Consider the following 19,254-nt stretch of genomic DNA (forward strand, 5'->3'; position numbering starts at 1 on the left):
TATGATGAAGAAATTCACGACCGCCATTCTGGCGGGTGTCGCCATGACGCTGGCGCTGGCGTCGGTGGCGCAGGCGAAAGACAAGGTCATCGGCGTTTCCTGGTCGAACTTCCAGGAAGAGCGCTGGAAGACCGACGAGGCCGCAATGAAGGCGGCCATCGAGGCCGCCGGCGACAAGTATATTTCCGCCGACGCACAGTCCAACCCCGGCAAGCAGCTCACCGACGTCGAGAGCCTGATCTCGCAGGGTGCCAATGCGCTGATCATCCTGGCACAGGATGCCTCGGCCATCGGGCCGGCCGTGCAGAAGGCACTGGACGAAGGCATCCCGGTCGTCGGCTATGACCGGCTGATCGAGAACAAGGACGTGTTCTATCTGACCTTCGACAACAAGGAAGTCGGCCGCATGCAGGCCCGCGAAGTCTTCAAGGTGAAGCCGGAAGGCAACTACGTCTTCATCAAGGGTTCGGGTTCCGATCCGAATGCCGATTTCCTGTTTGCCGGTTCGATGGAGGTGCTGAAGGAGGCCATCGACAGCGGCAAGATCAAGAATGTCGGCGAGGCCTATACGGACGGCTGGCTGCCGGCCAACGCTCAGAAGAACATGGAACAGTTCCTGACCGCCAACGACAACAAGGTCGATGCCGTGGTCGCGGCCAATGACGGCACCGCCGGTGGCGTCGTCGCCGCGCTGACGGCGCAAGGGCTGGCCGGATCGGTTCCGGTCTCGGGCCAGGACGGCGACCACGCCGCACTGAACCGCATCGCGCTTGGCACACAGACCGTGTCGGTGTGGAAGGACGCGCGCGAGCTCGGCAAGAACGCCGCCGAGATCGCCTCGCAGCTTGCCGACGGCAAGCAGATGACCGACATTGCCGGCGTGAAGGATTTCACCACGCCCGGCGGCAACACGGTCAAGTCGCTGTTCCTGACTCCGGTCGCCATCACCAAGGATAACCTCAACGTCGTCATCGACGCCGGCTGGATCAAGAAAGAAGAGGTCTGCGCCGGCGTGGCGGCTGGCACTGTTGCGGTCTGCAACTGAGCCGACGTTTCCGAGAAGTCCGAACGCCGCGGCCGCTCGCCGCGGCGTTTTTTCAAAAAGAATTGTTTTTCCGCTTCCGGCGGATAACTTCTAGGCTGCTTCCGGCATCCGCGGCAGACGGCAACCCGGCGGGAGAAACATGATGACCGACACGACTTCCAACACGCCGGTCGACAGCACGGCAGACCGGGCGCGGGAATCCGAGCTCGGCATCGTTGCCCGGTTTCTCAAGGCAACCGAGATCGACACCCGCATGCTCGGCATGGTCGGCGCGCTGTTGGTCATCTGGGTCGGCCTGCATGTCGTTTCCAGCGTACGGCTCGGCGTCAATCCGTTCGACTTCGACAGCCGGACCTTCCTGACGCCACGCAATCTCTGGAACCTCTCGGTGCAGACTTCCGCCGTGGCCATAATGGCCGCCGGAATGGTGCTGGTTATCGTCATGCGCAATATCGACCTGTCGGTCGGTTCCGCCGAAGGCCTGATCGGCGTGGTCATGGGCTTTGCGCAGGTGCATTTCCTGGTGCGAATGATCGGTCTACAACTCGGCAACCCCTGGATCTGGATCCTGGCGCTGGCCATTGGCCTGGCGCTCGGCCTTCTGATCGGAGCGTTCCAGGGATACATCATCGCTTACCTCGAGGTGCCGGCCTTCATCGTGACGCTGGGCGGCCTTCTGGTCTGGCGGGGTGCCGCATGGTGGGTCGCCAGCGGTCAGACGATTGCGCCGCTTGATGCCACTTTCCAGCTGATGGGCGGTGGGCCGGCGGGTTCGATCGGCGCGCGATGGAGCTGGATCGTCGGAATTATCGCGTGCCTGGCGGTTGTGTTCATGCTGCTCAACGGACGGGTGCAGCGCAAGCGGTTCCGCTTTCCGTTGCGCCCGATCTGGGCCGAGACGTTCCTCGGTGTCCTCACCTGCGCTGTCATCATGGGCGCCATATGGCTCGCCAATTCCTATCCTTGGCCGGTCGGCATCGTGAACAGATACGCGGCGGCCAACAATATAACAGTTCCCGAAGGCGGGCTGTTCATCGCCCATGGCATCGCCATACCCGTGCTGATGGCTGTGGCCGTCGGGCTGATCATGACCTTCATCACCAAGCGTACCCGTTTCGGCCGCTATGTCTTCGCCATCGGCGGCAATCCGGAAGCCGCCAACCTTGCCGGTATCAACACGCGTTGGGTGACCATGAAGGTGTTCATGATCATGGGCGTGCTGGCGACGATCGCCGCGGCGATCTCGTCAGCCAGGCAGAACTCGTCGACCAATGCGCTGGGCACGCTAGACGAACTGCTGGTCATCGCCGCCGCGGTCATCGGCGGCACGTCACTTGCAGGCGGCTCCGGCACGGTGCTCGGCGCCATGCTCGGCGCACTTTTGATGCAGTCGCTGCAATCCGGCATGGTGCTGCTCGGCATCGATTCACCGCTGCAGAGCATCGTCGTCGGCGCCGTGCTGGTGCTCGCGGTCTGGCTCGATACCGTCTATCGCAAACGCGTTTAGGGAGGAGGAACGATCATGGCCGACAAGACCGCTCCCACGGGCACGCCGCTGATCGACATGCGCAACATCTCGATCGCCTTCGGCGGCATTCGCGCCGTCGACGATGCCTCGGTCGATCTTTTCCCGGGCGAGGTGATGGCTTTGCTCGGCCACAACGGTGCCGGCAAATCGACGTTGATAAAAATCCTGTCCGGCGCCTATAAGCGCGATGCGGGCCAGATTTTCGTCAACGGCGAGGAGGCTTCGATCTCCAACCCCCGCGACGCCAAGAAGTACGGCATCGAGACGATCTATCAGACGCTTGCGCTGGCCGACAATGTCGATGCGGCCGCCAACCTTTTTCTCGGCCGCGAGCTGATGACCGGCTGGGGTACGCTCGACGACGTCGCCATGGAGGCCGAGGCGCGTAAGGTGATGGGCAGGCTCAATCCGCGTTTCCAACGCTTCAAGGAGCCGGTGGTAAAGCTGTCGGGCGGCCAGCGGCAGTCGGTGGCGATCGCCCGCGCCATCCTGTTCAATGCTCGCATCCTGATCATGGACGAGCCGACGGCGGCACTTGGGCCGCAAGAGACGGCGCAGGTCGGCGAACTGGTCAAGCAGCTCAAGGCCGACGGCATCGGCATCTTCCTGATCAGCCATGATATTCACGACGTGTTCGAGCTTGCCGACCGTGTCTGCGTCATGAAGAACGGTCGGGTTGTCGGCACGGCGCGCACAACCGACGTCACCCAGGACGAAGTGCTCGGTATGATCATCCTCGGCAAGTGCCCACCCGGCGCCATTCCGGGGCCGGGCGCGCTGAAGATCGCCGCATGAACGAGAATTAGCCGGCTAATCACAAGCCGCCAAAATGTGCCAGTCGTCACCATGCTTTGGCCTGGGCATTGTGTTGGCGTCGGGACTTGCCCATAAAGATGCCGAACCGTCCACGGGACGTATCTGCAATTGAAGAAGCTGTTTCCGACCGTCGCTTTTATCGCCGTCGCGCTGATCAGCCTGACGATGGCGGGCTTTGCCTATTTTGCCACCCAGGAGGCGGCCCGCATTAAATTCGAGGCGACGGCGGACGACGCGCTTAACCGGATCGAAAGCCGCATCGACCTGGACCTGTCGCTGCTGCGCGCAACGCGAGCGCTGTTCGACGCGCGCAATGGCGGTATCTCGCAAGGCGAGTTCAAGGCTTTCTTCAACGCGCTCGACATCGACAATAATTTCGCCGGTCTGCGCGGCATCGGTTTCCTCCGCCTGGCGAAAACTGGCAACGAGGCGGCGGTCGAGCGCGACATCCTGCACGATCACGGCGCAAGCCACCCGATCTACCCCGACACGAACTTACCGTGGCGTACGCCCATCGTGCTGTTCGAACCGCTGGATCCGTCCAACAAATCCAGCATCGGCTACGACATGTTCACCGGGCCGGCGCGGCGCGAGGCGATCGAAAAGGCGATGGCCGACGACCAGCAGCACGCCAGCGGGCTCGTGCAGCTCGGCAAGGATACGGGTGCCGCGCAGACCTTTACCGGGTTCCTCGTCTTCGTCCGGCTCAATGTCGAAACCGCGCCGGACGCCGTGAACGCGACGAGATCCTCGACTGCCGGCCTCCTTTATGCGGCCTTCCGCGCCCGTGACCTGTTCCAGGCTGCGCTCAGTCGGGCACCATTGCTGCCGGTTAACACCGAGATCTATGACGGCACGGTGGACAGCGACAACCTGCTGTTCCAATCGGAAACGCCGCCTGTTTCGAGCCTCGGCGACAGGCTGCTGGTCACCCGCAAGATCACCGTCGCCGGCCGGCCGTGGGTCGTCCTGTTCAGGCCGACAAGTGCTTTCTCGCAACCTTCCTCGCGCGCCATCCCGGTGATGCTCGGATTGTTCGGACTGCTGCTTGCGGGCGCCATCGCGCTGGTGGCCCGCTATCAGGAGCGGGCCTATGAGGCGATCTCGCTGCTTCACGAAACGACCGAAAAGAGCCTGCTGGAAAAAGACCTGATGCTGCAGGAGATGAAGCATCGCATCAAGAACTCGATCACGCGGGTGCTGGCAATCGCGCGCCAGACAGCATCGCACACTACCGACGTCCAGGAATTCTCGGCTTCTTTCTCGGCCCGGCTGCAGGCGATGGCGGCTTCCCAGGACATGCTGACGCGCTCACGCTGGCAGAAAGCCGATCTCGGCGACCTGCTGCGCATCGAGCTAGGCCAGGTGTTCGGCAGTGAGCTTCCTGAAGGGCTGCTGTCGGGACCGCAGGTTCTTCTCGATGAAAAGACGACGCAGGCACTCGGCCTCGTCTTTCACGAACTGGCGACTAACGCGCTGAAGCATGGCGAAGCCGGCAATTCAGTCGGTGCGCTGAAGGTCGACTGGTCGCTCGAAGGCCGTAGCGGCGCCCGGACATTGGCCCTCAACTGGCGCGAGGCCGGTCAGAAGAAGCTCGCGACACCGGCAAAGAGCGGTTTTGGCACCAGACTGATCGATCTCAACATCACACGCGAATTGCGGGGCACAATCAGGCGCGATTTTCGCGAAGATGGTTTGAACGTGGAAATCAGGGTTCCGCTGCCGGCCTGAAACGCCTCTCGCGGGCCGCGTCGCAACAGCGCTTCAAAGGGCAAACGCGAAGACAGGTGGCCTGCCTCCGCGTTTGCTATTCGCCTGGAGCTCGAAACTAGTTGCAGCGAGCTGTGTAAATCCGGCCGTGACGATCTCTGTATTGGCAGTAGCCATTTTGCAGACGGCGAACCAGCAGACCGCCAATCGCACCAGCGCCAGCGCCGATCAAAGCGCCCTTGCCGCCGCCGACAGCGCCACCAATGAGCGCGCCGCCCACAGTGCCGATACCCACGTTCTCTTCCGTGGTGGTGCAGCCGCTGACCGCAACCACGGCAACCATGGCAATAATCATCTTCCGCATGAAGTCATCCTCACTTTTGTCCTCACTTTAATAAGCTCCAGCCGCCATTTAGCATGAAAGTACGGCCTTTGCCCGCACGATTTCATTGTTGATTAAGATAGTCTTTTTCGGGGCGTGCGCCGTTCGATGCTACCACGAACCCGGAAATCTCCAAGGACGCATCGAGCGTGCCGTCGGGACGCACGTTCCAGACCATCCTGTCATAGTCGTCCTCGAGCGCCGGATCGACGGCAAGGCATTTGGCGACGAGATGTTGGGCCTGGCCTTGCAGGTCGGTGACCGCGAATGGGCACGGCCAGTACTCGGGCAGTGGTTTCAAAGCGGTCAAGCAGAGGCGAGCTCGATCAGATCAGCTGGGACGCGGCGGTCAGGACGATCGCGACCATAAGCGCGACGGCGGCGAAGCGGAGGGGCGAAGCACGAGGCGCGGGCGCTGCGGACGCTTCAGGATCCTGAAAACCGCCCATCGAGACGCGAGCGGCCTGTTCCAGTCTGTTCAAGTCGGCAGCCGTCAAGGCCCATTCCTTTCATTTTGTGCCAAACTCAATCGATGGATCGACACGTCGGACAGGATCGGACTTTATGGTGAACAGTCGGTTAAAGTTGGCGATGCGCAGAAGCCTTCTCGCGGCGGCCGCCGCTCGTTCAATCCGTCTCGAAATTGCCGTGAGGAACGACAAGGCGGTATTCGAGGCGGTTCCCGGTGATCTCAAGTGTCGCCGTTCCATTCAACGATGTGGGTACGACGCGTTCAAGCGCGACGCTGCCAAAACGCTTCTCATTGCGCTGATTGTCGTTGGCTCCGATCACTTCGGCCCATGTCAGCGACAGCGCAGGCTCGCCAGCGGAAGCTGCCGTCAGATCGGCCGTCACCTCGACGAAACCGTCGCTGCGCGACAGCGCGCCATAGCTGACCGAATTGACGGCGAGCTCATGCATGGCCAAGCCGATGTGCAAGGCGGCATTGGGGTTGAGATATGGATTTGCGCCGCGGAAACGCAGGCTGTGTAAAGGGTCGGCGCCGTACCTGCCGACCTGACCGGAAACCAGCTCGCGCAGCGCTGCGCCCCGCCAGTTGGATGACGTGACTAGGTCCTGCGAGGAGGCCAGCGACTGCAATCGGCCACGGAAACGCGTCAGGAAATCATCAATGCTGCCGGAATAACGGCCTGTCTGGGTGGCGATGCTCTGGATGATGGCCAAAAGGTTCTTGGAGCGATGACTGACTTCACGCAGCAGCGCCTTCAGCGTCTGCTCCCGGCGTTTCTGCTCGGTTGTTTCGACCATGGTGGTCACGACGCCCTGCACCGCGCCGGTGTCGCTGCGGTCGGCGTCGATCCACACCTGAAACCAGCGGGCGCCATCATCGGCCGGCACGCTGAGTTCGAGATGTTGAGGATTGCCGGAGACGATGACGTCGTGCTTGGCGGCGCCGATACGCTCTGCCTGCGCCGGTGGCAAGATGCCGTTGTTGTCGGAGGCATCGGAAGTCCATGGTGCGCGCATGTTGCGCGCCCACACAGTTTTCATCTCGCGATCCTGGTATAGAACGGAAATCCCGGTATTGTGCAGTGCATGGAGAAGGGCCCGGCCAAGCTGCATTCCGGGATGCAAAGCGATGATCTCATCACTCCGGCCGCGGTCTTTCATTTTTCCGACTCTGGAACGCATCGGTCAATTTTGCTCAACCCACGTCAGGCTGAACGGCTCACGGAAAAATGGGTTCCAAAAGGAGGAGCTGCGGATCAAGCCCTAAAAGCGGTCCGCCGAGCGGCATCCCGTTGGAGGACACTGCCCGGCGGTGGCTGGAAACCGTTTGAGGGGTGCGGCTTCCAGTGTTCGCTTGAATGGCCGCTTGGCATTCACGCCCGTCTGATCAGGCCGGCAATTAGCGATATGATCAGGAAGGCGAGAAAGATGAAGAACAATATCTGCGCTATGCCGGCCGAGGTGCCAGCGATGCCGCCGAAACCAAGCGCACCGGCGATAATCGCCACGACTAGAAATACGAGCGCCCAGTAAAGCATGATCCATCTCCTTCCAATGCTGCGGTGAAAACGTGATTCGCCTCCGTTTGTTCCACCATTTCCCGAAAAAGACGATGCTGAAAATCGTTGCGGCCCGAATTGCTGCGATGTGTGCGAAAAGGTCCTCGTCAGGTTCGGCAGCAGTTGGCTGTCGTGTGTTAAGCCGGCGTCACGCCCCATCTGGTCCAAGAGGAGTGGCTATCCCACACCCTGGCGGCGGCAACTCGGCCGCCCGCTGTTCATGCCGCGGCTTTCGCGTGCCGGTCAAAGAACAGGGCCTGGCTGATAAGAGCCTTGACCATATCCGGGTTGAACGGCTTGGTAACGAGGAAAGCCGGTTCCGGCCGCTCGCCGGTGAGCAGGCGCTCGGGAAAGGCGGTGATGAAGATCACTGGCACCGAGGTGGACGACAGGATCTCATTGACGGCCGCGATGCCCGAACTGCCGTCGGCAAGCTGAATATCGGCAAGCACCATCTTTGGCCGCGTCTTGCCGAACATCGCCACCGCCTCGGCGTGGGTGCGCGCCGTTCCGACGACGCGGTGGCCGAGGCTTTCGACCATTTCCTCGATATCCATGGCGATCAGCGGCTCATCCTCGATGATCAGCACATCGGTTGCCACCTGGCGGGAGATCTCGTTGCTCGCCTGCGCGAGAAGTTCGGAGAATTCCTGTTCGTCGACGTCGAGAATCTCCGCCGCCTCATCTTCGCTGAAGCCTTCAACCGCGACCAGCAGAAAGGCTTGGCGGGGACGAGGCGCAATTGCATTCAGATTGGCCGCGGCACGCTGTTCCCATGCCGACTGGGCATGCTCCTGCGGAACGCGAATGGCCACTGAGGTGAAGAGCTTGGCAAAGACCTTGTAGAGCGCGATGCGGTCGTTCGATGCGTTCGGAAAGATGTCGACATCGGCAATGATGGCCTCGAGCATTGCGGCGACCAGCGCGTCGCCGCTCTCCTGCGATCCGGATACAGCGCGCGAGAAGCGACGCAGGAACGGCAGGTGCGGAGCGATGGTTGCTGATAGGCTCATATTGGACGTCTCCCTCATATGACGTGATGCATGTTACAGCTAAAAACGGTTCGCAGGGCCCAAGGGTGAAAACGCAGGTTCTGCGAAAAAGTTCCGATCATGCGGAACTAAGTATATGGGCTGGCGTTTAAGGGCGGGTTGGGCAACCAGACGAGGCTGCCGCTTGCCTTGCGTTATGTGTTGAAGGGCGGCTTAAGGCTGGGACAAAAGGGCGAATGAAGAACATGACGAAAGCTACCATGGGTGGCGTTGGCAACGGGCGCCGGGCTGCTTCCCGCGACCCGCTTGGGCCGAACTCGGAAATCGGCCGCAAACTCAAACAATACTACGACGAGCTGGTCTCCGACAATGTGCCGGATCGCTTCGCCCAACTGCTCAGCCAGTTGGAAAAGGCCGAACCTGTACAAAAGAAGGACTGAGGCATGGCGGCCGTCTCCCAGGGCTTCAAGACCGACTTGCTCGGCTCGATCCCGAGCCTGCGGGCTTTTGCCGTGTCGCTGACGCAAAACGCCGACAAGGCCGACGACCTGGTGCAGGAAACATTGGTCAAGGCCTGGGACAAGCATGAAAGCTTCCAGCCCGGCACCAATCTGAAGGCATGGCTGTTCACGATCTTGCGCAACGAATTCTATTCGCAGATGCGCAAGCGCGGCCGCGAGGTGCAGGACAGCGATGGCGTCATGACGGCCAGGCTTGCCGTTCACCCGGCCCAGCACGGCCAGCTTGACCTCGAGGACTTTCGCGGCGCGCTCGAATTGCTGCCAGAAGACCAGCGCGAAGCCATTATCCTCATCGGCGCGTCCGGCTTCTCCTACGAGGAAGCGGCCGAGATCTGCGGCTGCGCCGTCGGAACGATCAAGAGCCGCGTCAGCCGCGCCCGCACACGGCTGCAGGAAATCCTGAAGATCTCCGGTGAAGACGAGTATGGCCCGGACGCAATTTCGGCTCAGGTAACCGGGTCGACGGCTGCGTGAGGCGCGGCGTGTTCGAACCGCTCCGCGCCTCAGCGGAGAGGCGTTCGCCTGCAGGCCGCCGCCACTGCCTCGAGGAGATCGTCTCCCGAATAGGGCTTGGTGACCAGCCTGACGCCGGGAAAGGATTTCTTGATCTCATCGGTATCCGAATAGCCCGAGGCGAAGACGAACGGGATGCCCGCTTCACGCAGCCGCGAAGCAAATTGGAGCGTCGAAACGCCGCTCAGCATGAGGTCGACGATGGCGACATCGAACTGCGCGGCAACGTCTTGCTGTTCGATCTCAGTCAGATCACGGGCGATGACCACATTGAGCGCGCCGTAGTCGCGGCAAAGCTGCTCGATATCCATGGCAATCAGGAACTCATCTTCCAGGATAAGAATCCGCAAACCGTCAAGTGATGCGCGCACGCAGCAATATCTCCTTAAATGCGTATCGTGAAACGAGGGAAGTCATGATCGTTATTTGGCATGCTGTCATTTAAAAAAGACGTGCCGGCGCGGATGCGTCGGCCTCGGCCCATGCAAGGCATTTGCAACGCGCGCTGCCGGAGATAGGGTTAGAAGAGGTTCGCGCCGGAACCTTGGGGTCTGTCGGGCGTTTCGACCGAGCAAAATCATGGAGAGTGAAGCAATGGCGACTGCCGCAGGTAAGGCCGGGAACGAAGCCCGCACGAATTCCGATATTGAGGCCGACATCGCACAATTGAAGGCCGACATCGATCAACTTACCAAGCTGTTGGCCAAAACTGGCGAACATGGCTACGGGGCAGCGCGGCGAGCCGCCGCCGAAGGCGTCGAGCAGTTGCGAACCCAAGGCGAGGCAGCTTTCGATAGCTTGCGCGCCAACGCCAGGGACATCGAGGCGCAGATGATAGCGCATATGCGCGAAAAACCGGTGACTTCGCTGGCGATCGCCGCAGGCGTCGGATTCCTCTTCGCGCTTCTCGCGCGCCGCTAGTTCTGCACGCATGGGAATGCTTGCATCGCTGATCTCGGGCCTTGCCTCGGGCGAAACCATTGCGGCGGTGCAACGCGTGCGCGTCGCTGGGATTGTCTATTCGGTCGCAGCGCTCGCGGCGCTGTGCGGCCTCGGGTTCCTCGTCGGGGCGGCCTATATCTGGGCGGCGGCCCGCTATGGGCCGATGGCAGCTTGCCTGAGCTTCGGGATCGGCTTTCTGGCAATCGCCGGTCTCATCCTGCTCGTCTACCGGATGTCGGCCGGCTCGCGCGCCAGGCGCCGGGCGAAGCGACGCAACGCCGACATGAAGGCTATCGGCATCACTGCGGCACTCGCCGTGCTGCCGGCGCTGCTCAAGGGCAAAGGTGGCCTGGCGAAGGGCGGGTTGGGCGCCATTCTCGGCCCGGCGATAGCACTCGCTGCCTACGCCATCTACCGCGAGAATGTGAAGCGCGGCTCGGATAATCCGGATACCGGCAAACCCGAATAGTTCGGAGGGGATAGTTCAGGGCAAACGGTTCTGGCGCCGGTCGCAAAATGCCGGCGTTACAAATCTTCGAGCGGAATCGATATTTCCGCGACCACGCCATCCGGCCGGAATTCATGGGTCACCTCGCTGGAAATGACCTTGGCCAGGCTGCGGCGGATCAGGATCGAGCCGAAGCCATGGCGTTCGGGCGGCGCAACCCGCGGGCCGCCGCTTTCGCGCCAGGCCAGCAACAGACGCCGTGCACCCTTCCTGCCTTGTACCTTCCAATCGAGATCGACCTTTCCGGAAGAAACCGAGAGCGACCCGTATTGCAGTGCGTTGCTTGCCAGTTCATGCAGGATCAGCCCGAGTCCGACTGCCTGGTCGGGTGAGAGCAAGACATCGGCGCCGGAGATCGCCATCCGCGATTGTCCGGCGGCTTGGAACGGCTTTACCTCGATCTGCACCAGCTCGCGGATGCCGATGCCGCGCCACTCGCGGTCCGACAGCAGGCTGTGCGCAACGCCCAGTGCCTGCAGCCTGGCGCTGAAGGCGCCGAGGAATTCGCTTGGCTGGCGGGCATGGCGAACGGTCTGCGTGGCCAGCGCCTGTACAGTTGCCAACGTGTTCTTGACGCGATGATTGAGCTCGCGCAGCAACAGCCGTTGGCGTTCGTCGCCTAGCTTGCGTTCAGTGATGTCGTAATTGACGCCGAAGATCAGCGTCGGCTTGCCCTCGCCGTCGCGCTCTATGACGCGGCCGCGCGTTGCGACCCATCGTGGCGGATCGAGGCCTCTGACACGGTATTCGCCAAAATAGTCATCGCTGCCGGTCAGCGCGTCGCGAAAGCGTGTTTCGGTCTGGTGAACGTCGCGCGGGTCGATGGCGGTCAGGATGTCGCGCGCCCTCAGCCTGTTCGACTTCGGCAGGTTGAACAATTCGGGCAGCAGGACGTCGCAGTCGATCATGTCGCTGCGGATATCCCATGCCCAGCTGGCAAGCGAAGCCGCGTCGAGCGCGATAGCGCGCCGCTTTTCCTCTCGAACCAATGCGGCCTTGGCGATCGCCGCGCTGCGGGTTGCATCCTTCAGCGTGAACAGGCTGGCGGCGAGTCCAGCCAGCGCCGACAACTGGTCGAGCTGGACAGAGGAGGGATGCGCGTGCGGCTTCCGGTCGAGCACGCACAGCGTGCCGATCAGCGCGCCGTCGATCATGATCGGCACGCCTGCGTAAAAGCGGATATGATGCTCGCCGGTGACCAGCGGATTGGCTTTGAACCGCGGATCGGCCGCCGCGTCGGCCACCACCATCGGCACGTTGCCGGCTGCGATGGCATAGGCACAGAACGATGTCTCGGTCGCGGTTTCGGTCTGGTCGAGGCCGATACAGGACTTGAACCACTGCCGCTCGGCGTCGAGCAGCGTGATCAGTGCGACAGGCGTTTGCATCGCCGAAGCGGCAAGACCGCCAATGCGATCGAAATCAGGGTCGGCAGCCCTGTCCAGCGCGTCGAGGCCGTGCAGCACGGCAAGACGGTCCGCGGCGCCCACCACACGGCGAATATCGGCCGGCAGACCCGGCGTGTTCTGGCTATTGTCGTCCACTATGCCCCCAGTGGCCGGCTCCGCTGATTGATCAGGCCAACCGGCCCGTTTGCCGCCTTGCAGAGCCGGAACTTTCGCTGCGGGGGACCGTTACCAGCCAACGCCCCGCCAGTTACGCCTGCCGGCGCCAAATATGGAGCCAGACAATGCCAAAAACCATTCCTGAAAACAAAGCCCGTCAAGGGCGGCGGGGTCGGCATGTCCTTCGTATCCTGATCGCCGCGCTGCTGCTGGCCTTTATCGCCTGGGGCGTCGCCGAAATCTACGGCTGGATGATCGAGACGCCGAAGACCGAACAGGGCAACACGCCCAGCGGCTAGGTTCTCCCCATCGCTCGTGCCAGCTCGCATCACGCAGCCCCACATCAGGCATCCCACGTCAGGCAACCTTTGCCTCGGCGGCGCGCGCCGGGACGAGAACATTCAACGCGCGCGGATGGATTTCGACGGTCGTCTCGCGATCGAGCTTTACCAGTTCGCCGTCCATGACGGCCTGAACTTTCCTGTTCGTCGAATGGATTTTCAAAACGGCGCGGTTTGCCTGATGGATTTCGACATGTTCGTTGCCGCGCCATTTCCCACGGGCGACGTCAAAGAGGAACCTGATCAATTCGCCGCGCCGCCGTGCTACGGTGACATAGATGCCCAGCACGCCGCCTGCCGGATCATCGGCATAGGGCAGGTGGCCCTCGCCAAACAGATTGTTGGTGATGCCGATACCGGTGATCCGGGTTTTGATCTCGGCCTCGCCGATCGTCAGCGTTACGTTCATCGCCGGCGGGTTGTTGATCGTTGCCCAAGCGGCTCGCACCGAGGCACGCATTTTCCCCAGCCGCGAGCCGAATTCCATCTTCTGGCGCAGTTGCACCATCCTGGCATGCATGCCGATCGAGAATTGATGCACGAAAGGCCGGCCGTTGGCTGTTGCAATGTCAATCGCCATCACCTCGCCGTCGGCAAACGATTTCAGCGCCGCATCGAGGGTCTGCGGAATGCCGAGGCCGCGCGCAAAAAGGTTCATTGTGCCAGCCGGCAGAATTGCCAGTGCCTTCTCCCCATTCATCAAACGGGCTGCCGCGGCCGAAATGGTGCCGTCGCCGCCGCCGGCCAGCACGGCGTCGATGTCGCGCCTGGAAGCTACGCCGTCCAGTGTGGCGACGATATCCTTGCCGGCAACGATTTCGATATCGATCGAGTGGCCGGCAGTCTCAAGCGTGCTGCGCATCCGACTGGCGAAGGCCTCAAGATCGATGGTGCGCAGGGTGCCGCCGTCCTTGTTCAGCACCGCTGCAAACCGCATGGCCGTTCCATTTTTTCCAGCACCTATCCGGCCGGGACGGGGTCCCAGCCGGGAGTGGAACGGCGCGGCCGAGAAAATGTTCCTTTCGACCAGCGCAGTGAATCCGAGAACCATTGACATCGTACCGGGTGCACCACGGCTTTTTTCGGAACAACAGTGTGGTCACAACGTTGTGAACATGCAGAAGACGCTGCGCCCGCAGTGACGCCAGGCGGGCAGGGCGTGCACGAAATCACCGACGAGGAGACACTAAGATGATCCGCACCCTTTTAACCACGACAGCAGTCGCAACATTGATTGCGACGGGTGCCTTTGCGCAGTCGGCGACGACCCCGGCGCCGGCGCAGCCACCCGCAGTAGAGAACCCCGCTCCAGCCGCTCCGGTGCAACGGGCCGAGGGCAGCCTTGCTACCAACATCATCGGCGAATCCGTCTATAACGGCACCGGCGCCGATGCCCAGAATATCGGCAACGTCAGCGACATCGTCTTCGACGAGCGCGGCAAGGTAAAATCCGTCGTCATCGGCGTCGGCGGATTCCTGGGCATCGGAACCAAGAATGTCGCCTTCGACTACGGCAAGATGCAATGGGCAGAAAAGAACGGCGACCGCTGGCTGATAGCTCAGACGACGAAGGATGAGTTGACGGCTCAGCCGGATTTCGACCGGAAGCCTTACGATCCGCCTCCGCCGCCAGCTTCGGCCGATAATGCGGCACCCGCCGCCCCTTCGGCTTCCACCAGCGCGCAAAATACAACGCCAGCGCCTGCCGCGCCGGCTGAGCCAGTGAAGCGCGCCGAAGGCAATCTCGCCACCAATATCATCGGCGAGACCGTCTATAACGGCACCGGCGACGACGCCCAAAACATCGGTGACGTAAACGACATCGTCATCAACAAGGAAGCCAAAGCGCAATCGCTGATCATCGGCGTCGGCGGCTTCCTCGGCATCGGCGAAAAGAACGTCGCCTATGATTTCGACAAGGCGCAGTGGGCCGAGAGGAACGGCGATCGCTGGCTGGTCGCGCAAACCACTAAGGAAGAGCTGCAGGCGCAGCCGGACTTCAACCGCAAGGCCTATGATCCGGCGCCGGCATCCACTGCGTCGAACGATGCCAATGCGCCTGCTACCGTCACGCCTACCGTGATGGCCAGCAACACCGCGCCGACCAACAACACCGCGACGACCAACAACGCCGACCAGGCCGGCAAGACGGCTCAAAACGCCCCAGCGCCCGCAACGGCCGACCAGACCAAGACCGGGTCGATCGACAAGTCGACGTTGACTGAAATGCCGATCGGCCAGATCCGGGCCGAGGATCTGGTTGGCACCACCGTTTATGGCGCCAACGATGTCAATGTCGGCGAGATCGGCGATATCGTGCTGGGCGCCGATAAAAAGGTCGATGCAGTCATTATCGATGTCGGCGGGTTCCTCGGTGTCGGCGAGAAGGAGGTGGCGGTCGGCATGGACAACCTGAAATTCATGACCGACAAGAACGGCAAGCGCTATCTCTACACGAACTTCACCAAGGAGCAGCTCGAAGCGCAGGCCCCCTATGACAAGGCCAGCTATGCGCAAAACCGCGACAAACAGCGCATGATCATGCGCTAAGCAGCACACAGGTCGATAGAAGCCCGCGCCGGCAACGGCGCGGGCTTTGTTTATGGCGAGGGAAAGCCGGCGACATGGCCGGCAACGCCATTGTCCGTCAATTCGGCGAGCGCCAGAGATTGGTCGAGATGCTCGGCCCGCCAGGCAAGCAGCCTTTCGGCAAGTTCCAACCGCACCGGCAGATAGGCTGGGTCGTCAGCGACGTTGGCCAGCTCGCCGGCATCTTTTTCCAGGTCGAAGAGCAAGGGCGGCAGGCCGCCCCCGAAATTCACATATTTGAACTTTTGGGTGCGGATGACAGCGAGATTGCACTGACGCGGACCGATACCGAAATAGCGTTCTGCATCACCATCGGCGATCGAGCGGAAATCGAACTCCCAATGCGCCGCATCGCGCCAATCGTCCGGCTCCGTTGCGTCCAGGAAAGGCGCCAGCGAGCGGCCGTCGAGCCGCGGCAGCACTTCGCCGCCGGTGAGCTCGAGCCCAGTGAGCTCGAGCAAGGTCGGTGCCAAATCGACCGCCTCGGTGAAGCGGTCGACACTGCTGCCGGCAGCCTTGCGGCGGCGCGGATCGCGAATGATCAGCGGAATATGGAAGCTGCCGTCGAAGAAGCCGCCCTTGCCCAGCATGAAATGATCGCCCATCATCTCGGCGTGGTCTGAGGTCAGCACGATGACGGTGTCGTCCCATGCATCGGCCGCCTTGACCGCTTGCCAGACACGGCCAAGCTGCGCGTCGACCTCCGAGATCATGCCGTAATAGAGCGCCCGGATGCGGCGAAAACTATCGTCGCTCCAGTCGCGCACCTTACCTTCCGAGCCGGGGCGGAATTTCGACCGTTCCTGCCGGTCTAATTCATAGGCGAGATAGGGGTGGCTTGCTGCTTCGGCCTGCCAGCTTTCAGCGCGGTCAAAAGCTGGGCCGACGGCCGGATCGTACATGGTGTTGTAAGGCGCCGGCACGATGAAGGGCGGATGGGGGCTGATGAAGGAAAGGTGCGCGAACCACGGCGCATCGTGCTCCTGCTCGCCGAGCCAGCGGATGAATTCGCCAGCCAGGAAGGCCGACGGCGTCTCGTCCTTCGAATAGATTGGCGGGGCGTTGCTGATCTCGCCGTCGTTTTCCAGGATTTCGCCCGCCGGGCGGTGGATGTCGGGGGAGCCGGCGCCGGCATCGACGCCGCGCGCCTTGAGCCATGACAGCCAGGGCCTCTGATGCTCGGGCAGAAGCTGGCGCACGGTAAAGCCCGGCAGCACGCCTTCATAACTCTTCAGCTGCGGATCGCCAGGCGCCAGCGTGCGCGGGTCGCGCGCCGTGTCGGTATAACCGAACAGCGTCGGATCATAGCCGAGGGCGCGCGCCCAGAGCGCTATGTTGCCGTGGCGGGCGTCGAGCGGTGTGCCGTTGCGGCAGACACGATTGTTCATCTGATAGAGGCCGGTGTAGAGGCAGGCGCGCGCCGGCGAGCAAGGTGCGGCGCCGCCATAGTGCTTCCGGAACAAAACGCCCTCGGCAGCCAGCGCGTCGGCATTGGGCGTCCTTACCACCTTGTGGCCAGCAGCTGACAGGCAGTCGCCGCGCCACTGGTCGCAGGTGATCAGGAGAATGTTGGGGCGTTTTCCACTCAACCGCTGTATCCTCATGCTGGCTACATGCGTCGCTCATGGAGCGCAATTTCGGCGAGTATGCAAGCCGGTCCAGTTTGCCGAATGGTGAACAAGACCTGCTTCGTCGTTCACTTTAACAGCACAGTCCATTCTGTGTTTGCCGCCTTTGCGGCCAGGAGGCGGATGCTCATATTTGCGTGGACAGCGGCAAGGGCCGCACCGGCACAAGGAAGGGAGCCACAGATATGCTCGACCAGGTCAAAGGCCTGCATCACGTCACCTCGATGGCCAGCGATGCGCGTCAGAACAATGAATTCTTCACAGGGACGCTCGGCCTGCGGCGGGTCAAGAAAACCGTCAATTTCGACGCACCCGACGTCTACCACCTCTATTACGGCGACGAGGTCGGCACGCCCGGCTCGGTGATGACCTACTTTCCGTTCCCGAACATCGGCAAAGGGCGCCATGGAGTCGGCGGAGTCGGCACCACCGCTTATTCGGTGCCCGAGGGCACGCTCGGCTATTGGGAGAAACGGTTTGCCGAGCAAGGTGTCACCGGGCTGTCACGCGAGGAGACGTTCGGCGAGAAGCGTCTTGCGTTTGCCGGTCCCGACGGCGACGGGTTTGCGCTGGTCGAGGACAGAGCGGACAGCCGTGCGCCATGGGCCAAGGGTGGCATCCCCACCGACGAGGCGATCCGCGGCTTCCACTCGGTGTCGCTCAGGCTGAAAGATGGCGGCGCCACCGAAGAGCTGCTGAAATTCATGGGTTATGAGGAGGTCGACAAATCCGGCAACGTCAGGCGGCTGGCGGTGAAGAACGGCAACGGCGCCGATGTGGTCGATATCGAATCGCTGCCAGGGGCCGGCTTCGCCAATCTCGGCGCCGGCTCGGTCCACCATGTCGCTTTCGCCGTCGAGAACCGCGCCAAGCAGCTCGAAGTGCGCAAGGCGCTGCTCGATACAGGTTATCAGGTGACGCCAGTGATCGACCGCGATTATTTCTGGGCGATCTACTTCCGCACACCGGGCGGCGTGCTGTTCGAAGTCGCCACCAACGAGCCGGGCTTCGACCGCGACGAGGATACCGCCCATCTCGGCGAGGCGCTGAAACTGCCGTCGCAACACCAGCATTTGCGGCCCTATCTCGAGCAGCATCTGCAGAAACTGGAAGACTGAGGGCAAGGTTATGAGCAAGGATTCGTATATTCACAAGGTGCTGCCCGGTTCGCCGGGCGGACCGTTGCTCTTCGTCTTCCATGGCACTGGCGGCGACGAGGATCAGCTTCTGTCGCTTGGGCGCGATCTTGCGCCGCAAGCAACGATCGTTGCCCCGCGGGGCGATGTCTCGGAACAAGGCGCCGCACGCTTTTTTCGTCGTACCGGCGAGGGCGTTTACGACATGGGCGACCTCACGCGAGCGACGGACAAGATGGCCGGCTTCGTCAAGGCGCATGTCGAGGCGGCAAAGCCATCGTCGGTGCTAGGCCTGGGTTATTCCAACGGCGCCAACATCCTGGCCTCGGTGCTGTTTGCCGAGCCGTCGCTGTTCGACGCAACGGTGCTGATGCATCCGCTGATCCCGTTCGAGCCGGAGGTCAAGGGCAGCCTTGGCGGCAGCCGCATCCTGGTCACCGCCGGCAGGCGAGACCCGATCTGTCCGCCTAATTTGACGGCGCGGCTCGAAGCCTATTTGCGCGCCGATGGCGCCGATGTCACAGTCGAGTGGCATGACGGCGGCCATGAGGTGCGGCCGGGCGAGATCGAGGCGGCGCGGCAGCTGTTCGCCGTGGCGTCGGATGAAAGGACCGCAAGCCATGTCTGACCTATTGCCGGAAATTGAACTGGAGGACCGCGGCTCGAAGGGCCGCTACTTCCTGCGTGGGCCGGACGGCGCCGAGGCGGAGATGACCTTCACCAAGATCGGCGAGCACCAGATCATCATCGACCATACAGAAGTGCCGGATGCATTTCGCGGGCAGGGCGCGGGACTTCGCCTGGTCACCCGTGCCGTCGAGGATGCGCGTGCGGCGGGCAAGACGATCATCCCGCTTTGCCCGTTCGCCAATGCTCAGTTCCGCCGCCATCCGGAATGGGCGGACGTGCTGAAGCGGTAAGAGACAGCCCCTCGATGAATGACAGGAGAAAGGGTGCGCGGCTTTACCGCGTGCCCCTTCGACCATTGGCGGCGTACAAACACAAGGC

General features: G+C 62.1%; 22 protein-coding genes and 1 pseudogene. 13 read left to right on the forward strand and 10 right to left on the reverse strand.

The genetic code is table 11. From position 1 onward, the window contains the following. Positions 1–4 precede the first annotated feature (4 nt). The 4 genes from xylF to NKJ17_RS05130 all read left to right on the forward strand — a co-directional run bounded on the left by xylF (position 5) and on the right by NKJ17_RS05130 (position 5,120). A complete protein-coding gene (xylF, locus tag NKJ17_RS05115) occupies positions 5–1,045 on the forward strand; it encodes a D-xylose ABC transporter substrate-binding protein (protein ID WP_352505024.1) in 1,041 nt (346 codons plus the stop codon). A 142-nt stretch (positions 1,046–1,187) separates the two neighbouring features. Beyond that, positions 1,188–2,552, forward strand: coding sequence for a sugar ABC transporter permease (locus NKJ17_RS05120; protein ID WP_352505025.1), 1,365 nt, complete (start codon positions 1,188–1,190; stop codon positions 2,550–2,552). A gap of 15 nt (positions 2,553–2,567) precedes the next feature. After that, complete coding sequence (locus tag NKJ17_RS05125; RefSeq protein ID WP_254816576.1) at positions 2,568–3,368, forward strand: ATP-binding cassette domain-containing protein; 801 nt, start codon at positions 2,568–2,570, stop codon at positions 3,366–3,368. A 129-nt stretch (positions 3,369–3,497) separates the two neighbouring features. Beyond that, positions 3,498–5,120 carry a CHASE domain-containing protein gene (locus tag NKJ17_RS05130; RefSeq protein WP_352687319.1) on the forward strand — a complete coding sequence of 541 codons (1,623 nt, stop codon included), beginning with the start codon at positions 3,498–3,500 and terminating at the stop codon, positions 5,118–5,120. Between the two features lie 97 nt (positions 5,121–5,217). Here NKJ17_RS05130 and NKJ17_RS05135 read toward each other — a convergent pair whose 3' ends face one another. The 6 genes and pseudogenes from NKJ17_RS05135 to NKJ17_RS05160 form a co-directional block, all read right to left on the reverse strand. After that, positions 5,218–5,463, reverse strand: a complete 246-nt coding sequence (locus tag NKJ17_RS05135; protein WP_006328050.1) for a YMGG-like glycine zipper-containing protein — start codon at positions 5,461–5,463, stop codon at positions 5,218–5,220. A gap of 82 nt (positions 5,464–5,545) precedes the next feature. Further along, a pseudogene (locus NKJ17_RS05140) lies at positions 5,546–5,752 on the reverse strand (hypothetical protein); the annotation flags it as partial. A 55-nt stretch (positions 5,753–5,807) separates the two neighbouring features. Further along, complete coding sequence (locus NKJ17_RS05145; protein ID WP_254816578.1) at positions 5,808–5,978, reverse strand: hypothetical protein; 171 nt, start codon at positions 5,976–5,978, stop codon at positions 5,808–5,810. A 130-nt stretch (positions 5,979–6,108) separates the two neighbouring features. Further along, positions 6,109–7,134, reverse strand: coding sequence for a sensor histidine kinase (locus tag NKJ17_RS05150; RefSeq protein WP_352687321.1), 1,026 nt, complete (start codon positions 7,132–7,134; stop codon positions 6,109–6,111). A gap of 191 nt (positions 7,135–7,325) precedes the next feature. Next, positions 7,326–7,490 carry a DUF1328 domain-containing protein gene (locus tag NKJ17_RS05155; RefSeq protein ID WP_023678541.1) on the reverse strand — a complete coding sequence of 55 codons (165 nt, stop codon included), beginning with the start codon at positions 7,488–7,490 and terminating at the stop codon, positions 7,326–7,328. 239 nt (positions 7,491–7,729) lie between these two features. Continuing rightward, positions 7,730–8,524, reverse strand: a complete 795-nt coding sequence (locus NKJ17_RS05160) for a response regulator (RefSeq protein WP_352476204.1) — start codon at positions 8,522–8,524, stop codon at positions 7,730–7,732. A 215-nt stretch (positions 8,525–8,739) separates the two neighbouring features. On the opposite strand from NKJ17_RS05160, the gene NKJ17_RS05165 reads away from it, so the two are divergent. Then, positions 8,740–8,943 (forward strand): NepR family anti-sigma factor, encoded by a 204-nt coding sequence (locus NKJ17_RS05165; protein ID WP_023678543.1) that lies wholly within the window; start codon positions 8,740–8,742, stop codon positions 8,941–8,943. A 3-nt stretch (positions 8,944–8,946) separates the two neighbouring features. After that, complete coding sequence (locus NKJ17_RS05170; protein WP_023678544.1) at positions 8,947–9,498, forward strand: sigma-70 family RNA polymerase sigma factor; 552 nt, start codon at positions 8,947–8,949, stop codon at positions 9,496–9,498. Positions 9,499–9,527: 29 nt separating this feature from the next. Here the strand turns inward: NKJ17_RS05170 and NKJ17_RS05175 are convergent, their stop codons facing one another. Then, complete coding sequence (locus tag NKJ17_RS05175; RefSeq protein WP_502896068.1) at positions 9,528–9,848, reverse strand: response regulator; 321 nt, start codon at positions 9,846–9,848, stop codon at positions 9,528–9,530. A gap of 283 nt (positions 9,849–10,131) precedes the next feature. Between NKJ17_RS05175 and NKJ17_RS05180 the strand changes: the two genes are divergently transcribed. Then, the gene (locus tag NKJ17_RS05180; protein ID WP_352505030.1) at positions 10,132–10,458 is read left to right on the forward strand and encodes an ElaB/YgaM/YqjD family protein; all 327 of its coding nucleotides are present in this window, start codon (positions 10,132–10,134) and stop codon (positions 10,456–10,458) included. 10 nt (positions 10,459–10,468) lie between these two features. Further along, a complete protein-coding gene (locus tag NKJ17_RS05185) occupies positions 10,469–10,948 on the forward strand; it encodes a hypothetical protein (RefSeq protein ID WP_352687324.1) in 480 nt (159 codons plus the stop codon). 56 nt (positions 10,949–11,004) lie between these two features. On the opposite strand, the gene NKJ17_RS05190 is transcribed toward NKJ17_RS05185, so the two are convergent. Further along, positions 11,005–12,531 (reverse strand): sensor histidine kinase, encoded by a 1,527-nt coding sequence (locus tag NKJ17_RS05190; RefSeq protein WP_352505032.1) that lies wholly within the window; start codon positions 12,529–12,531, stop codon positions 11,005–11,007. Between the two features lie 146 nt (positions 12,532–12,677). On the opposite strand from NKJ17_RS05190, the gene NKJ17_RS05195 reads away from it, so the two are divergent. Beyond that, positions 12,678–12,851: a hypothetical protein gene (locus tag NKJ17_RS05195; RefSeq protein ID WP_292659198.1), complete on the forward strand. Its 174-nt coding sequence runs from the start codon at positions 12,678–12,680 to the stop codon at positions 12,849–12,851. Positions 12,852–12,909: 58 nt separating this feature from the next. On the opposite strand, the gene NKJ17_RS05200 is transcribed toward NKJ17_RS05195, so the two are convergent. Further along, the gene (locus tag NKJ17_RS05200; protein ID WP_352687326.1) at positions 12,910–13,830 is read right to left on the reverse strand and encodes a diacylglycerol/lipid kinase family protein; all 921 of its coding nucleotides are present in this window, start codon (positions 13,828–13,830) and stop codon (positions 12,910–12,912) included. A 254-nt stretch (positions 13,831–14,084) separates the two neighbouring features. On the opposite strand from NKJ17_RS05200, the gene NKJ17_RS05205 reads away from it, so the two are divergent. Continuing rightward, the gene (locus NKJ17_RS05205; RefSeq protein ID WP_352687328.1) at positions 14,085–15,443 is read left to right on the forward strand and encodes a PRC-barrel domain-containing protein; all 1,359 of its coding nucleotides are present in this window, start codon (positions 14,085–14,087) and stop codon (positions 15,441–15,443) included. 50 nt (positions 15,444–15,493) lie between these two features. On the opposite strand, the gene NKJ17_RS05210 is transcribed toward NKJ17_RS05205, so the two are convergent. Then, entirely contained in the window at positions 15,494–17,071 is a 1,578-nt protein-coding gene (locus tag NKJ17_RS05210) for an alkaline phosphatase family protein (RefSeq protein WP_352687330.1), read from the reverse strand. A gap of 224 nt (positions 17,072–17,295) precedes the next feature. Here NKJ17_RS05210 and NKJ17_RS05215 point away from each other — a divergent pair, with 224 nt between their 5' ends. The 3 genes from NKJ17_RS05215 to NKJ17_RS05225 are packed head-to-tail and all read left to right on the forward strand — an operon-like array spanning position 17,296 to position 19,166. Continuing rightward, positions 17,296–18,228, forward strand: coding sequence for a VOC family protein (locus tag NKJ17_RS05215; RefSeq protein ID WP_352687332.1), 933 nt, complete (start codon positions 17,296–17,298; stop codon positions 18,226–18,228). Between the two features lie 10 nt (positions 18,229–18,238). Beyond that, positions 18,239–18,874 (forward strand): alpha/beta hydrolase, encoded by a 636-nt coding sequence (locus NKJ17_RS05220; RefSeq protein ID WP_352505036.1) that lies wholly within the window; start codon positions 18,239–18,241, stop codon positions 18,872–18,874. Continuing rightward, positions 18,867–19,166 (forward strand): GNAT family N-acetyltransferase, encoded by a 300-nt coding sequence (locus NKJ17_RS05225; RefSeq protein WP_352687334.1) that lies wholly within the window; start codon positions 18,867–18,869, stop codon positions 19,164–19,166. Before NKJ17_RS05220 ends, NKJ17_RS05225 begins: the two co-directional genes overlap by 8 nt. Positions 19,167–19,254 lie beyond the last annotated feature (88 nt).

The organism is Mesorhizobium sp. M0208 (assembly GCF_040322015.1).
Taxonomy (GTDB): domain Bacteria; phylum Pseudomonadota; class Alphaproteobacteria; order Rhizobiales; family Rhizobiaceae; genus Mesorhizobium.

Coding starts and splice junctions, on each gene's coding strand:
- NKJ17_RS05175 (WP_502896068.1), bottom strand. CDS start 9,848: ATGGATATCGAGCAGCTTTGCCGCGACTACGGCGCGCTCAATGTGGTC.
- NKJ17_RS05135 (WP_006328050.1), bottom strand. CDS start 5,463: ATGCGGAAGATGATTATTGCCATGGTTGCCGTGGTTGCGGTCAGCGGC.
- NKJ17_RS05220 (WP_352505036.1), top strand. CDS start 18,239: ATGAGCAAGGATTCGTATATTCACAAGGTGCTGCCCGGTTCGCCGGGC.
- NKJ17_RS05185 (WP_352687324.1), top strand. CDS start 10,469: ATGGGAATGCTTGCATCGCTGATCTCGGGCCTTGCCTCGGGCGAAACC.
- NKJ17_RS05200 (WP_352687326.1), bottom strand. CDS start 13,830: ATGCGGTTTGCAGCGGTGCTGAACAAGGACGGCGGCACCCTGCGCACC.
- NKJ17_RS05160 (WP_352476204.1), bottom strand. CDS start 8,524: ATGAGCCTATCAGCAACCATCGCTCCGCACCTGCCGTTCCTGCGTCGC.
- NKJ17_RS05215 (WP_352687332.1), top strand. CDS start 17,296: ATGCTCGACCAGGTCAAAGGCCTGCATCACGTCACCTCGATGGCCAGC.
- xylF (WP_352505024.1), top strand. CDS start 5: ATGAAGAAATTCACGACCGCCATTCTGGCGGGTGTCGCCATGACGCTG.
- NKJ17_RS05165 (WP_023678543.1), top strand. CDS start 8,740: ATGAAGAACATGACGAAAGCTACCATGGGTGGCGTTGGCAACGGGCGC.
- NKJ17_RS05120 (WP_352505025.1), top strand. CDS start 1,188: ATGACCGACACGACTTCCAACACGCCGGTCGACAGCACGGCAGACCGG.
- NKJ17_RS05170 (WP_023678544.1), top strand. CDS start 8,947: ATGGCGGCCGTCTCCCAGGGCTTCAAGACCGACTTGCTCGGCTCGATC.
- NKJ17_RS05180 (WP_352505030.1), top strand. CDS start 10,132: ATGGCGACTGCCGCAGGTAAGGCCGGGAACGAAGCCCGCACGAATTCC.
- NKJ17_RS05195 (WP_292659198.1), top strand. CDS start 12,678: ATGCCAAAAACCATTCCTGAAAACAAAGCCCGTCAAGGGCGGCGGGGT.
- NKJ17_RS05125 (WP_254816576.1), top strand. CDS start 2,568: ATGGCCGACAAGACCGCTCCCACGGGCACGCCGCTGATCGACATGCGC.
- NKJ17_RS05155 (WP_023678541.1), bottom strand. CDS start 7,490: ATGCTTTACTGGGCGCTCGTATTTCTAGTCGTGGCGATTATCGCCGGT.
- NKJ17_RS05150 (WP_352687321.1), bottom strand. CDS start 7,134: ATGCGTTCCAGAGTCGGAAAAATGAAAGACCGCGGCCGGAGTGATGAG.
- NKJ17_RS05225 (WP_352687334.1), top strand. CDS start 18,867: ATGTCTGACCTATTGCCGGAAATTGAACTGGAGGACCGCGGCTCGAAG.
- NKJ17_RS05205 (WP_352687328.1), top strand. CDS start 14,085: ATGATCCGCACCCTTTTAACCACGACAGCAGTCGCAACATTGATTGCG.